General features: G+C 69.9%; 13 protein-coding genes. 10 read left to right on the forward strand and 3 right to left on the reverse strand.

Features of this window, described 5'->3' with window-relative positions; translation table 11 throughout:
• Positions 1–85: 85 nt before the first annotated feature.
• Together COGEMETH_RS02950 and tsaE are read right to left on the reverse strand one after the other, a co-directional pair.
• Positions 86–838, reverse strand: coding sequence for a nucleotidyltransferase family protein (locus COGEMETH_RS02950; RefSeq protein WP_238181134.1), 753 nt, complete (start codon positions 836–838; stop codon positions 86–88).
• Positions 839–868: 30 nt separating this feature from the next.
• Positions 869–2,494 (reverse strand): tRNA (adenosine(37)-N6)-threonylcarbamoyltransferase complex ATPase subunit type 1 TsaE, encoded by a 1,626-nt coding sequence (gene tsaE / locus COGEMETH_RS02955; protein ID WP_238181135.1) that lies wholly within the window; start codon positions 2,492–2,494, stop codon positions 869–871.
• 343 nt (positions 2,495–2,837) lie between these two features.
• Between tsaE and COGEMETH_RS02960 the strand changes: the two genes are divergently transcribed.
• From COGEMETH_RS02960 to COGEMETH_RS03005, 10 genes are all read left to right on the forward strand, one after another.
• Positions 2,838–3,119: a (2Fe-2S)-binding protein gene (locus tag COGEMETH_RS02960; RefSeq protein ID WP_238181136.1), complete on the forward strand. Its 282-nt coding sequence runs from the start codon at positions 2,838–2,840 to the stop codon at positions 3,117–3,119.
• 60 nt (positions 3,120–3,179) lie between these two features.
• A complete protein-coding gene (bfr, locus tag COGEMETH_RS02965) occupies positions 3,180–3,677 on the forward strand; it encodes a bacterioferritin (RefSeq protein ID WP_238181137.1) in 498 nt (165 codons plus the stop codon).
• A 226-nt stretch (positions 3,678–3,903) separates the two neighbouring features.
• Positions 3,904–4,701, forward strand: a complete 798-nt coding sequence (dapB, locus tag COGEMETH_RS02970) for a 4-hydroxy-tetrahydrodipicolinate reductase (RefSeq protein ID WP_238181138.1) — start codon at positions 3,904–3,906, stop codon at positions 4,699–4,701.
• A 94-nt stretch (positions 4,702–4,795) separates the two neighbouring features.
• Entirely contained in the window at positions 4,796–5,431 is a 636-nt protein-coding gene (locus COGEMETH_RS02975; protein WP_238181139.1) for a 2,3-bisphosphoglycerate-dependent phosphoglycerate mutase, read from the forward strand.
• A 13-nt stretch (positions 5,432–5,444) separates the two neighbouring features.
• Positions 5,445–6,113 (forward strand): alpha-ketoglutarate-dependent dioxygenase AlkB, encoded by a 669-nt coding sequence (locus COGEMETH_RS02980; RefSeq protein ID WP_238181140.1) that lies wholly within the window; start codon positions 5,445–5,447, stop codon positions 6,111–6,113.
• Between the two features lie 53 nt (positions 6,114–6,166).
• Positions 6,167–6,397 (forward strand): zinc ribbon domain-containing protein, encoded by a 231-nt coding sequence (locus COGEMETH_RS02985; RefSeq protein WP_238181141.1) that lies wholly within the window; start codon positions 6,167–6,169, stop codon positions 6,395–6,397.
• A gap of 345 nt (positions 6,398–6,742) precedes the next feature.
• On the forward strand, positions 6,743–7,900 hold the full coding sequence (locus COGEMETH_RS02990) for an ABC transporter substrate-binding protein (protein WP_373875309.1): 1,158 nt from the start codon (positions 6,743–6,745) through the stop codon (positions 7,898–7,900).
• Between the two features lie 150 nt (positions 7,901–8,050).
• Entirely contained in the window at positions 8,051–8,923 is an 873-nt protein-coding gene (locus COGEMETH_RS02995) for a branched-chain amino acid ABC transporter permease (RefSeq protein WP_238181143.1), read from the forward strand.
• Between the two features lie 244 nt (positions 8,924–9,167).
• Complete coding sequence (locus COGEMETH_RS03000) at positions 9,168–11,222, forward strand: branched-chain amino acid ABC transporter ATP-binding protein/permease (protein WP_238181144.1); 2,055 nt, start codon at positions 9,168–9,170, stop codon at positions 11,220–11,222.
• On the forward strand, positions 11,215–11,937 hold the full coding sequence (locus COGEMETH_RS03005; RefSeq protein ID WP_238181145.1) for an ABC transporter ATP-binding protein: 723 nt from the start codon (positions 11,215–11,217) through the stop codon (positions 11,935–11,937). The genes COGEMETH_RS03000 and COGEMETH_RS03005 overlap by 8 nt, the downstream gene beginning before the upstream one ends.
• 58 nt (positions 11,938–11,995) lie before the next feature.
• Here the strand turns inward: COGEMETH_RS03005 and COGEMETH_RS03010 are convergent, their stop codons facing one another.
• Positions 11,996–12,202: a SlyX family protein gene (locus COGEMETH_RS03010; protein ID WP_238181146.1), complete on the reverse strand. Its 207-nt coding sequence runs from the start codon at positions 12,200–12,202 to the stop codon at positions 11,996–11,998.
• Positions 12,203–12,517: the final 315 nt, after the last annotated feature.

Genomic DNA, 12,517 nt, shown 5'->3' on the forward strand with positions numbered 1-12,517 from the left:
ACGGCGCGCCCGATCCGGCGACCGCCTGCAACGACGACTCTACGCGTTCATTGTTCGTTCTTCAAACGCCCCAAGCCTTGGCGCCTCACCCCTCCCGCGCGCTCAGCCGCACCCGCTCCTCCGCCGCCCGGATCGCCTCCGGCGTGCCGACGTGCAGCCACTGGCCGTCGAGGCGCACGCCGAACAGGCGCGCGTTCGCAATGGCCCGGTCGAACAGCAGGTTGAGGGAGAAGGCGCCCTCCGGCGTGTCGGCGAACAGTTCCGGCTTCAGGATCGCGACGCCCGCGTAGATGAAGGGGGCGATCTCGCGCTCGCCGCGCCGTTCCAGGCGCCCGTCCGGGTCCATCACGAAGTCGCCCGCGCCCTCGTAGCCGAGGCTGGTGGCGGTGGGGGCGACCAGCAGCAGGACGTCCATGGCGTCGGCGTCCCAGCCCGCGATCATGCGCGCGAGGTTGGGGTTCGGGCCCTCGAGCCAGAAGGAATCCGAGTTCAGCACCACGAACGGCCCGTCGCCGACAAGCTCGAGCGCCTTCCGGATGCCGCCGCCGGTCTCCAGCAGCGCCGCGCGCTCGTCGGAGACGACGATGCGCGGGGCCGTCTCGCGGCGGGCGAGGTGCCCCTCGATCAGGTCGGCGAGATAGTGGACGTTGACCACGGCCGTCTCGATGCCGGCCTCCGCCGCGCGGTCGAGGGCGTGGTCGAGAAGGGCCTTGCCGGCCACCTCCACCAGGGGTTTCGGCACCGTCGCGGTCACGGGCCGCATGCGCTTGCCCAGGCCCGCCGCGAGGACGAAGGCGCGGGTGACGGCGGGAATCGCGGCGTCTCGGGTCTCGCTCATGCGGTCGGCTCGACTGTGGGGAGGCGGCGGTCAGGCCACGTCGATGGTGGGCTTCACCAGGTCCGGCAGGTGCTCCGCGTGCCAGGCACGCAGGTCGGAGAGCGCCGGATGGGCGAGGTTGCGGGCGAGGTAGCCCTCGATCCGCGGCAGGTGGGCGAGGTAGCCGGGCTTGCCGTCGCGCCGGTCGAGACGGGCGAAGATCCCCAGGATCTTGGTGGCGCGCTGCGCGGCCAGCAGCGCGTAGGCGGTGGCGAAGGCGCCCACGTCGAAGCCGGGGTCGCGGGCCCGGCGCTCGCGGGCGTAGAGGCCGAGCAGGCGCAGCTCGAACTCGGCGCTGGCGTCGACGCGGGCATCCTGGAGCAGCGAGGCCACGTCGTAGGCCGGGTGGCCGAGGACCGCGTCCTGGAAGTCGATCAGGCCGACGCGCTCCAGCCCCGTGCGCTCGGGCAGCCAGATCAGGTTCGGCGAGTGGTAGTCGCGCAAGGTCCAGGTCGGCCGGTCGGGAACCGCCCCTTTCAGTGCCTCGCGCCAGAGCCGGACGAAGTCGGCGCGGGCGGCCTGCGACAGGGTCACGTTCCGGATCGCCGGAGCGTACCAGTCCGGCAGCAGCTCGGCCTCGAACAGCAGGGCCTCCACGTCGTAGGTGGGCAGGACGTGGTCGATGCCCTCGGCCACCGGCAGCACGCCCGGCAGTTCCGTGGCGTGCAGCTTGGCCAGCAGCCGCGTCGCCTCCGAATAGCGCTCCGGCCGCGGGCCGCTCGCATCCGCCACCGGCTCGCTGCCGAGGTCCTCCAGGATCAGCAGGCCCTCGGCGAGGTCCTCGCCGTAGATGCGCGGCGCGGAGAAGCCCAGCGCCCGCAGGCCCCGGTCCAGGGCCACGAAGGCGTGGACGCTCTCGGCGAGCTTGACGATGGCGCTGTAGGGCTTGCCGTCCCGCACCGGCGGCCCGTCCGGGCGCGGCGGCGAGATCATCAGCACGGCGCTGGTGCCGTCGGCATTGGTCAGGCGCTCGTAGGCGCGCGACGAGGCGTCCCCCTGCATCAGCCGGCGCTCGGCCATGTCCCAGTTGGCGCGGGCGAGCAGCCCCCGTACGGCGCGGGCGCGGTCGAGGCGCGCGCGCATGCCGCCGCTGCCGTCGATGCGGGCGAAGCGCGAGCCCTCGCCGAACTCGGGACGCAGGGCGAGGTCGATGGTGAGCGTCGGGCCGTCCCGGTGCGGCAGCCGGTCGGGCCACTCCACCAGGGCGATGGCGGATTCGGTCATCTCGTCGAAGCCGAGTTCCACCAGTTCGTCCGGCCCGCGCAGGCGGTAGAGGTCGGCGTGGACGATGGCGCGCCCGTCATGGGCCGCGTAGGGCTGGATCAGGGTGAAGGTCGGGCTCGGGACTTCGAGCGCCGGGTCGCGCGCCATCTCGCGGATCAGGGCGCGAGCGAGCGTGGTCTTGCCGCCGCCGAGGCCGCCGGAGAGCGCCACGAGGTCGCCCGGCATCAGGAACTCGGACAGGAACAGGCCGAGGTCCTCCGTGGCGCCCTCCTCGGGCAGCACGATCTCCCACGGGGCGGGCTCCGAAGGCGCGGGCTCGGAGGGCGCGGGCGCTCCCGGAGCAGGCTGGTCCTGCGGGCGCATGTCCGGATCGTCCTCGCCCAAAGCCGACATCTCCTCGGTCCGCCACGTCCCCGGCCCGCTGCGCGGTCCTTCGCGGGGACGGCGCGGCTGCGGGCGTTTCTAGCGGAGGATCGTTAACCGAACATCGTGCCAACCCGAAGCCGCCCGTGGCATGACCGCCCGCATGCCATCAAAAAGTCCGGCGCGCGCGATCGAATCGAGGACATGGATGCCTCGCGCCCTTGACCGTCCATTGCGCCGGTGTCATCTCGTCTCCTGTCGCTAACGCGTTGAAAATCAACTAGTTTTCAAGAGTTCTAATCTAGCGCGAACCTAAGACGACCCGCTTCAGCCGCGGGGCATTCCACACGAGAAGGCGGGTTTTACGGATCGCATGATCGTCTGTTCCTGCAACGTCCTGTCCGACGGCGCCGTGCGCGACTGCCTCAACGGCGGCCCGGCCTGTCCGCGCACGCCCGCCCAGGTCTATGCCTGCCTCGGCTGCAGCCCGAAATGCGGGCGCTGCGCCCGCACCATCCGCGCGATCATGCGCAACGCCCTCGAAGGTGCGGCCCTGGACGCCGCGCATGGGGGCAGCCATGCCTGCAATACGGGTTGCGCGAGCGGATGTAGTTTGGGAAAGGTCCAAACTGCGGGTGAGGGGATCGCCGCCTGACGGCTTGAGCCCGGCCCATCCCCTCCCGAACCAGACGGGACAGAAGGGGAGTCCGATCGGATGAAGGGCGACACCAAGGTCATCGAGTACCTCAACCGGGGCCTGCGCAGCGAACTGACGGCCGTGAGCCAGTACTGGCTGCATTTCCGCATGCTGAACGACTGGGGCTACATCGAGCTCGCGAAGTTCTGGCGCAAGGAATCGATCGAGGAGATGAACCACGCGGACCGCTTCGTGGACCGCATCCTGTTCCTCGACGGCTTCCCGAACCTCCAGGAACTCGATCCGCTGCGGATCGGCCAGAACGTCCAGGAGATCATCACGTGCGACCTCGCGGCCGAGAACGAGGCCCGCGCCCTCTACCTGGAAGCCGCCAAGTACTGCGATTCGATCAACGACCGGGTCACGAAGAAGCTGTTCGAGGCCCTGGCCGAGGACGAGGAGGGCCATATCGACTTCCTCGAGACGCAGCTCGAACTGATCGGCCAGATCGGCCTGCCGCTCTACGCCCAGCGCCACATCGGCGGCCTGGAGCCGATCGCGCCGGAAGCCGTCTAGGTTCTCGACGCCTCCGGCCGGGCAGGTCGCGGACGTGCCGCGACCCGAGTGCGGCCTCTCCTCCCCCACGGATCTCGGGCTTGGCCGAGATCCGCACTCTCGCTGGCTCAAGTCGGGCAAGCCCGACTTGGGATGGGGCGGGGAACCGCGTTCCGGAATAGTGACTCATCCGGGCGCGGGCGCTGCGTGAACCTGCCAGCCCCCTAACAGAGGCAGATCCGAGACAATGCGGCTCGTCGTTGTGGGCGCCGACGGGCGCATGGGGCGGATGCTGGTGCGCGCGGTGGCGCAGGCCGAGGGCTGCACCCTGTCGGGGGCGATCGAGCGCGAGGGCTCGGCCGCGCTCGGCCAGGATGCCGGGGTGCTGGCCGGCCTGCCGCCCCTGGGCGTGCCGGTCACGGACGACCCGCTGACGGCGTTCGCCGCGACCGACGGGGTGCTCGACTTCACAGGTCCTGCCGCCACCGTCCACTTCGCCGAACTCGCGGCCCAGGCCCGCATCGTCCACGTGGTAGGCACCACGGGCCTGTCGGAGGCCGACCTCGCCAAGCTCCGGGCCGCCGCCTACCACGCCCGCATCGTGCGCTCTGGCAACATGTCGCTGGGCGTCAACCTCGTGGCCGACCTGGTGCGGCGGGTCGCGGCGGCTTTGGGACCGGACTTCGACATCGAGATCGCCGAGATGCACCACCGGATGAAGGTCGATGCGCCCTCCGGCACGGCGCTGCTGCTGGGCGAGGCCGCCGCCGAGGGCCGCGGCGTGGACCTGGCGGAGGTGCGCGTCTCGACCCGCGACGGCCATACCGGGGCCCGCAGGCCCGGCGACATCGGCTTCGCGACGCTGCGCGGCGGCAGCGTGGTCGGCGACCACAGCGTGATCTTCGCAGGCGCCGGCGAGCGCATCACCATCAGCCACCACGCCGAGGATCGCGGCCTGTTCGCGGCCGGCGCCGTCAGGGCGGCCCTGTGGGCACATCCCAAGCCCCCCGGCCTCTATTCCATGACGGACGTGCTCGGCCTGTAGTGCCCGAGCTTGGGCGTTGGCACCGCCTCTGCTACGAGCCGGCCGCATGTAGTCGGCGCCGATCCGCCGGCCCGACCCCAAGGAATCTTTCGCGATGGAGCGCCTGCTCGTCCTCGCTCGCCACGGCCAGAGCGACTGGAACCTCAAGAACCTGTTCACGGGCTGGCGCGACCCGGACCTGACCGACCTCGGCATCGAGGAGGCCCGGAAGGCCGGGCGCTGGCTCAAGGGCGAAGGCTACGGCTTCGACGTGGCCTTCACCTCCAAGCTCAAGCGGGCCCAGCGCACCAGCAGCCTGCTGCTGCAGGAGATGGACCTCACCGAGATCGAGACGATCCGCTCCGAGGCCCTGAACGAGCGCGATTACGGCGACCTCTCCGGCCTCAACAAGGAGGACGCCCGCCAACGCTGGGGCGCCGAGCAGGTGCACCAGTGGCGCCGTTCCTACGACGTGCCGCCGCCGGGCGGCGAGAGCCTGAAGGACACCGCCGCCCGCGTGCTGCCCTACTACATCGAGACCATCCTGCCCCGCGTGATGGCGGGCGACCGGGTGCTGGTGGCCGCCCACGGCAACTCCCTGCGCGCCCTGGTGATGGTGCTCGACCACCTCAACCCCGCGACAATCGCCGGGCTGGAGATCGCCACCGGCGTGCCGCTGGTCTATCGGCTGAACGCCGACACCACCGTGGCGATGAAGACGGTGCTGGAGCGGCACATCGACGAGACCTGACCGGGCTCCCGCCATGCCGGTCGAACTCGCGCCCGGGCTGATCCACCATCCCGGCCGGCTCGATGCCGCGGCCCGGCGCCGGCTCGCCGCGGACGTCGCGGCCGTGCTGGCGGCGGCCCCGCCCGTCACGCCGCGGATGCCGCGCACCGGCAAGCCGTTCTCGGTGCGGATGTCGAATTGCGGCCCCCTCGGCTGGGTCTCGGACCGGGACGGCTACCGCTACCAGCCCCACCATCCCGAGACGGGCGCGCCCTGGCCGGCCATGCCGGCGGCGGTCCTGGAGGCCTGGGAAGACCTGTCAGGCCACACCGCCCCGCCGGAGGCCTGCCTCATCAACCTCTACGCCCCGGGCACCCGCATGGGGCTGCACCAGGACCGGGACGAGGCGGACCTGTCGGCCCCCGTGCTGTCGCTCTCGCTCGGCGCCCCGGCCCTGTTCCGCTACGGCGGCCTGCGGCGGTCCGACCCCACCCGCTCGATCCGCCTCATGGCAGGCGACGCCCTGGTGATGGGCGGCCCCTCGCGCCTGATCCACCACGGGGTGGACCGCATCCTGCCGGCGGGCGACCTCCTCGGCGCCGCCGAGGACCCGCTGCCGGGAATCCTGCCGGCTGGTGGGCGCTGCAACCTCACCCTGCGGCGCGTCACGCAACCCGGCGCGGTCTCCGGCGTTCAAGCTTGACGGTGCGAGCCTGTCCGGCGCGGCGGCCGCGACCGTGGAACGAGGAGGTCTCCATGGCTCTGGTCCCATGCCCTGCCTGCAATCACCCGGTCTCGGAGCAGGCGCGCGCCTGCCCCTCCTGCGGCCATCCCGGCAGCGGCGAACGCGGGGGCGTGGCGCGCGTCCTCGGCAACGTCGCCGGCACCTACATCTCGGCGACCAGCTTCGCGAGCCTCGTGCTCGGCGTCGTGATGTTCACCGGCTTCTCAGCCATCATGATCACGCTGATCCTCAGCCACCGCTGAGGCGGGGTTCGCGCGCCTTCGACGGGACGAGCGATGCCCTTCGGCGACGCCGAAGAAGAATCGTCCGTCGGCAGGATTGCCGAGGGTCTTCTCGACGTGTCCTGACAGAGCAGCCGGCGTGTCATTACCTTCGAGGAAACGTTCGACAACACTGCGCCGCCACGCTATGGCGACGGAAAATGCATAATCCATTCGGACGAGATCTGCCCGTTCAAGAGGCAGAGGTGATACCCGCGACAGACTAAGCTGGCGTCAGCACTACGGAGGAGACACGGAATGAAACCCACGACGCGTGCGTTCGTCGGCACCCTGTTCGGTGCGACGGCGCTGGCAACGGCCCTGGCGATGCCGGCCTTTGCGGCGGACCCGATCAAGATCGGCGTGACCGGCCCCTATACCGGCGGCTCCTCGGCCATGGGCGTCTCGATGCGCGACGGTGCGCGCCTGGCCGCCGCCGAGATCAACAAGAACGGCGGCGTGCTCGGCCGCCAGATCCAGCTGGTCGAGCGCGACGACGAGGCCAAGAACGAGGTCGGCGCGCAGGTCGCCCAGGAACTCATCAACAAGGAAAAGGTCGTCGCGACCTTGGGCTTCATCAACACCGGCGTGGCCCTGGCCGCCCAGCGCTTCTACCAGGAAGCCGAGATCCCGGTGTTCAACAACGTCGCCACCGGCACCGTCATCACCAACCAGTTCAAGACCCCGGACTACGACAGCAACTACGTCTTCCGGAACTCGGCCTACGACGTGCTCCAGGCCGGCATGATGGTCGACGAGGCCCTGGCCAAGGGCCACAAGAAGATCGCGGTGCTCGCCGACTCGACCAATTACGGCCAGCTCGGCCGCGAGGACATCGAGAAGTACCTCGCCACCAAGAGCGTGAAGCCGGTGGCGGTGGAGAAGTTCAACATCAAGGACGTCGACATGACGGCCCAGCTGCTGAAGGCGCAGCAGGCCGGTGCCGAGGTGATCCTGGCCTACGGCATCGGGCCGGAGCTGGCGCAGATCGCCAACGGCATGGCCAAGCTCGGCTGGAAGGTGCCGATGATCACGTCCTGGCCCGCCTCGATGCAGAGCTTCATCGACATCGCCGGCAGCAACGGCAACGGCGTGATCATGCCGCAGACCTTCATCGAGGATAAGACGCTGCCCAAGCGCAAGACCTTCCTCGAAGACTACTACAAGACCTACGGCGTCACGAAGATCCCGACCCCGGTGGCGGGCGCGCAGGGCTACGATTCGGTGTTCCTGATCGCCGCCGCGATCAAGCAGGCCGGCTCGACCGACGGGCCGAAGATCCGCGAAGCCCTGGAGAACCTGAACACCAAGGTCGAGGGCGTGGTCACCACCTACGACAAGCCGTTCACGGCCACCGACCACAACGCCATCACCCGCAACATGGTGGTGTTCGGCAAGGTCCAGGACGGCAAGATCGTCTACGACAAGGCCGAGGACGCCAAGAACGCCGGCGTCGTCCGCCTCAAGGAGAAGACCTCGAACTGATCCTTCGGGATCGGTATCGATCATGACCGCCGCCGGGCCGCCCGGCGGCGGGACGGGCCGTCCGGGCAAGGCCATCCCCCGCGTGGGCGCGCGGGGGTGGTCCGGACGGGGCGAGGCGCGCGACCCACCCGAGACGGGCATTCGAACCAGATGACCATCTTCCTGCAGCTCGTCGCGTCCGGCGTCGCGGTCGGCATGATCTACGCCGCCATCGCCTTCGGCTACCAGCTCACCTTCGCGACCTCCAAGACCCTGAACTTCGGCCAGGGCGAGGCGCTGGCGCTGGGCGCCCTGTTCGGCCTGACGCTGGCGCCCTTCACCGGCTACTGGCTGATGATCCCGCTGGTGCTGGTCTTCGGCTTCGCACTCGGCGCCGTGGTCGAGCGGCTGGCCGTGCGCCCGGCGGTGAAGATCAAGTCCGAGTACGGGTGGATCATGGCGACCATCGCGCTTGGCATCATCTTCAAGAATCTTGCCGAGAACATCTGGGGCCGGGACGACCTCAAGTTCCCTTCGCCGCTTCCCGAGGAGGCGATCCAGGTCGCCGGCGTCCGCATCCTGCCGATGGAGCTGCTGATCATCGCCGGCGCCCTGCTGATGATGCTCGCGGTCGAGATCTTCAACCGCAAGTCGATCTGGGGCAAGGCGGTGATCGCCACCTCGAACGACATCGACGCGGCCGGCCTGATGGGCATCAACACCAAGCGCGTCATCACCCTGTCCTACTCGATCAGCGCCATGACCGCGGCCTTCGCAGGCGTCCTCGTCGCCCCCGTGACGCTGACCGGCGCCACCATGGGCGCGGTGCTGGCCCTGAAGGCCTTCGCGGTGGCGATCATCGGCGGCTTGGAGTCGGGCCTCGGCGTCATCGTCGGCGGCCTGATCCTGGGCGTGGCCGAGACGATGACCGGCTTCTACATCTCCACCGGCTACAAGGACGTGCCGGGCCTGATCCTGCTCCTCGTCGTGCTCTCGGTCCGCCCGGTCGGCCTGTTCGGCAAGGCCGTGATCAAGAAGGTCTGAGCAGTGAATACCTGCGCCCGGCTCACACTTTCCCAAACACCGGGCGTCTCCCTCCCCCCTCTGCGCAGGAGGGCGGCCCTCGCGTCAGCGAGGGTCGGGAGAGGGGAACGCGTTGTCCGGCTACGGCGCTTCCCTCTCCCGACCCGCTTCGCGGGCCACCCTCCCCCGCAGAGGGGGGAGGGAAGGACGTGTTGCGCTTCGAATCCGACATCCTTGATCCCGCCCGCTCCCACGAGGTCCTGACATGGCGCAATCCACGCTCGCGCCGACGGTCGCCCCGGCGGCCACCCCCGGCTTCTCCCGCCACGTCGGCGCCCTGGGCGCGATCCTGCTCGTGGTCTTCCTCGCGGCCTTCCCGCACGTGATCACGAGCAGCTACTACGTGCACCTGCTGATCGTGATCGCGATCTACGCGATCCTGATCCTCGGGCTGGACATCGTGGTCGGTTATACCGGCCAGGTCAGCCTCGGCCATGCCGGGCTGTTCGGCGTCGGGGCCTATGCGGCCGCGATCCTGTTCCTGAAGTTCAAGCTCGGCATCTGGGCCGGGCTGCTGGCCGGCATCGGCTTCACCTCCGTCTTCGGCCTGTTGCTGGCGGTGCCGGCGCTGCGGGTCACGGGCCCCTACCTCGCGATGGTGACGCTGGCCTTCGGCACCATCATCCAGATCTTCATCAACGAGCTGACGCCGATCACCAACGGGCCGCTCGGCATCACCCTGCCGCCGGCCCGCGTCATCGACTTCGCGATGTTCGGCATCACCCCGCCCTGGGGGGCGGCGGGCCGCAAGCTCGAATTCTACTACCTCGTCTGCGCCGCCCTGCTGCTGACCATCCTGGTGGTGAACCGGGTGGTTCGCTCGCCCTTCGGGCGCGCCTTCGAGGCCCTGCGCGACAGCCCCATCGCCTGCGACTGCATGGGCGTCAGCGTCTACCGCTACAAGGTCTACGCCTTCGTGGTCTCGGCCGCCCTCGCGGGGCTGGCCGGCGCCCTGTTCGCCTGGTCGGAGCGCTACGTCGCCCCGAACTCCTACGGCTTCGAACTCACGGTGCTGTTCCTGCTCGCCGTCACCATGGGCGGGCGCAAGTCGCGCGCCGGCCCGCTGATCGGCTCGGCCATCATCGTGATGATGCCCAACATCCTGGCCGACATCGAGCTGGTGCGGATCATGGCCGGGATCATCGCCGCGGTCGCCCTGGTCGTCGGCGCCCTGGCGTTCATCCGCAAGCAGGACAACCGCTACGCGATCCTGGTGCCGGTGGTGCTGTGTATCCTGTTCTTCCCGGCAACGCTCGCCCTGCAATCGGTCACGGACTTCCGGCTCACCGTCTTCGGCCTGATGATCCTGTTCGTGGTCTACTACCTGCCCGACGGCATCGTCGGCTTCCTGCGCGACAAGATCCCGGCCCTGCGTCCCGCCCACACCGCCGAGGGGCGGACCGTGCAGGCCGAGGGCGCGGCCCTGATCGCCCAGCGCGGCCGGGCGGCCGGCACCGAGCCCCTGCTGACGGTGGACCAGGCCCTGATGCAGTTCGGCGGCCTGAAGGCGCTGGCCGGCGTCGACCTCGCCGTGCGGCCGGGCACGATCCACGGGCTGATCGGGCCCAACGGCTCGGGCAAGAGCACGATGATGAACGTGCTCACCGGCATCTACAAACCCACCGCCGGCTCCGTGACGCTGGCGACGGCCGGCGGGCAGGCTAGGCGCCTGGACGGCCGGACGCCCTCGGAGATCGCGCTGGCCGGCGTCGCCCGCACCTTCCAGAACGTTCAGCTCTTCCGCGAGATGACGGCGCTCGAGAACGTGCTGGTCGGCCTCCACCACGCCTTCCACGGCACCATCGTGGACGCGATCCTCGGCACGCCCCGGCGCCGGCGTGAGGAGCGCGAGGCCCGCACCCGCGCCATGGCGATCCTGGACTTCATGGGGCTGGCGAGCCTGGCCCAGGTCGAGGCGCGCAACCTGCCCTACGGCAAGCAGCGCCTGCTGGAGATCGGTCGCGCCCTGGCGCTCGACCCCGTCCTGCTGCTGCTCGACGAGCCGGCCGCCGGCCTGACGGCCCCCGACATCGCGGACCTGACCGCGATCATCCGCAAGATCCGCGATGCCGGCATCACCGTGATCCTCATCGAGCACCACATGGACGTGGTGATGGGCCTGTGCGACCGGGTCAGCGTGCTGGATTTCGGCCACAAGATCGCGGAGGGCGGCGCCCGCGAGGTCCAGCAGGACCCGAAGGTGATCGAGGCCTATCTCGGCAGCCCCGCCGAGACCGAGGGGCAGCCCGTCCATGCTTGAGGTCACCAACCTGTCGGCCGGCTACGGCCAGATCGAGGTCCTGCACGGCCTCTCCTTCACCGTCCCCAAGGGCCAGGTCGTCACGCTCATCGGTTCCAACGGGGCCGGCAAGACCACGACGATGCGGGCGCTCTCGGGCATGATCCAGCCGCGCTCGGGCTCGATCAAGCTCGCCGGCCGCGAGATCGGCGGCCTCGACAGCCACGACGTGGCCCGTGCGGGGCTGGCCCACTCGCCCGAGGGGCGGCGGGTGTTCCCGACGCTCAGCGTGGAGGACAACCTGACGCTGGGCGCCTTCCCGCGGCTCACCGGCTCGCGGCCGAAGGGGGACGTGGCCGCCGACCGGGAGCGGGCCTTCGTGCTGTTCCCGCGCCTCAAGGAGCGGCGCACGCAGCTCGCGGGCACCCTGTCGGGCGGCGAGCAGCAGATGCTGGCCATGGGCCGGGCGCTGATGCTGCGCCCGGAGATCCTGCTGCTGGACGAGCCCTCGATGGGACTGGCCCCGAAGCTGGTGGAGGAAGTCTTCCGCATCATCCGCCAGCTCAAGGAGGAGCAGGTGACGATGCTGCTGGTGGAGCAGTTCGCCATGGCCGCCCTCGGCGTCGCCGACCACGCCTACGTCCTGGAGAACGGCCGCATCCGCTTCCAGGGGCCGGCCGCACAGCTCAAGAACGACCCGGCCGTGCGCGCGGCCTATCTCGGCGGGGATCACTGACCGTCTCGCCCCGCGGCTCGGGCGGAGGAGACCGGGTCGGCCCGCGGGCGCGGACCCTTCAGTAATGCGGCGGGGGAGGCTCGGGCCCGCGTTGGGTTCCGCGCTCGCCGGCCGCCTCCAACTGCTCGCTGAGTGCCTCCACCTGCCGGGTCAGCCGGTCGATCGCCTGCCATTGCTCGGTCGCGGTCCGGCTCAGGTCCTCGATCGTGGCGTCCTGCTCGGTCAGGCGCATCTCGAGACGGTCGATGCGGGCCGGGTCGTCCATGCACAAGTCCCTCGGAGGCCGGTCGGGCCGCCTCTCTGAGAGTTCGCGCCGCCCCGGTCAATCACTTCGAGAGCCCACGGTGAGGGCCGGCGGCACACCGGATACGAGAGCCGTTCGATCGCGTGGCGATGCGGCTTCCGGCTTCGCGCACGCGAGTGATCGTCGTACGGCACGAGAGGATCATGGGCCGACGGCGGTACGGATGAATATCTGTCACGGCATACAACCATTTGTTGCAATTATTGATAATACAATCTGCGAGAACGGAGGAAAGTCTGGTGACTGCGGCATATTGCGCTGGTTTCACGGGATTTT

The organism is Methylobacterium trifolii (assembly GCF_022179685.1).
Taxonomy (GTDB): domain Bacteria; phylum Pseudomonadota; class Alphaproteobacteria; order Rhizobiales; family Beijerinckiaceae; genus Methylobacterium; species Methylobacterium trifolii.

Bases quoted from the DNA above. Each gene is read 5' to 3' on its own strand.
- COGEMETH_RS02950 (WP_238181134.1), bottom strand. From the start codon at position 838: ATGAGCGAGACCCGAGACGCCGCGATTCCCGCCGTCACCCGCGCCTTC.
- tsaE (WP_238181135.1), bottom strand. From the start codon at position 2,494: ATGTCGGCTTTGGGCGAGGACGATCCGGACATGCGCCCGCAGGACCAG.
- COGEMETH_RS02960 (WP_238181136.1), top strand. From the start codon at position 2,838: ATGATCGTCTGTTCCTGCAACGTCCTGTCCGACGGCGCCGTGCGCGAC.
- bfr (WP_238181137.1), top strand. From the start codon at position 3,180: ATGAAGGGCGACACCAAGGTCATCGAGTACCTCAACCGGGGCCTGCGC.
- dapB (WP_238181138.1), top strand. From the start codon at position 3,904: ATGCGGCTCGTCGTTGTGGGCGCCGACGGGCGCATGGGGCGGATGCTG.
- COGEMETH_RS02975 (WP_238181139.1), top strand. From the start codon at position 4,796: ATGGAGCGCCTGCTCGTCCTCGCTCGCCACGGCCAGAGCGACTGGAAC.
- COGEMETH_RS02980 (WP_238181140.1), top strand. From the start codon at position 5,445: ATGCCGGTCGAACTCGCGCCCGGGCTGATCCACCATCCCGGCCGGCTC.
- COGEMETH_RS02985 (WP_238181141.1), top strand. From the start codon at position 6,167: ATGGCTCTGGTCCCATGCCCTGCCTGCAATCACCCGGTCTCGGAGCAG.
- COGEMETH_RS02990 (WP_373875309.1), top strand. From the start codon at position 6,743: ATGCCGGCCTTTGCGGCGGACCCGATCAAGATCGGCGTGACCGGCCCC.
- COGEMETH_RS02995 (WP_238181143.1), top strand. From the start codon at position 8,051: ATGACCATCTTCCTGCAGCTCGTCGCGTCCGGCGTCGCGGTCGGCATG.
- COGEMETH_RS03000 (WP_238181144.1), top strand. From the start codon at position 9,168: ATGGCGCAATCCACGCTCGCGCCGACGGTCGCCCCGGCGGCCACCCCC.
- COGEMETH_RS03005 (WP_238181145.1), top strand. From the start codon at position 11,215: ATGCTTGAGGTCACCAACCTGTCGGCCGGCTACGGCCAGATCGAGGTC.
- COGEMETH_RS03010 (WP_238181146.1), bottom strand. From the start codon at position 12,202: ATGGACGACCCGGCCCGCATCGACCGTCTCGAGATGCGCCTGACCGAG.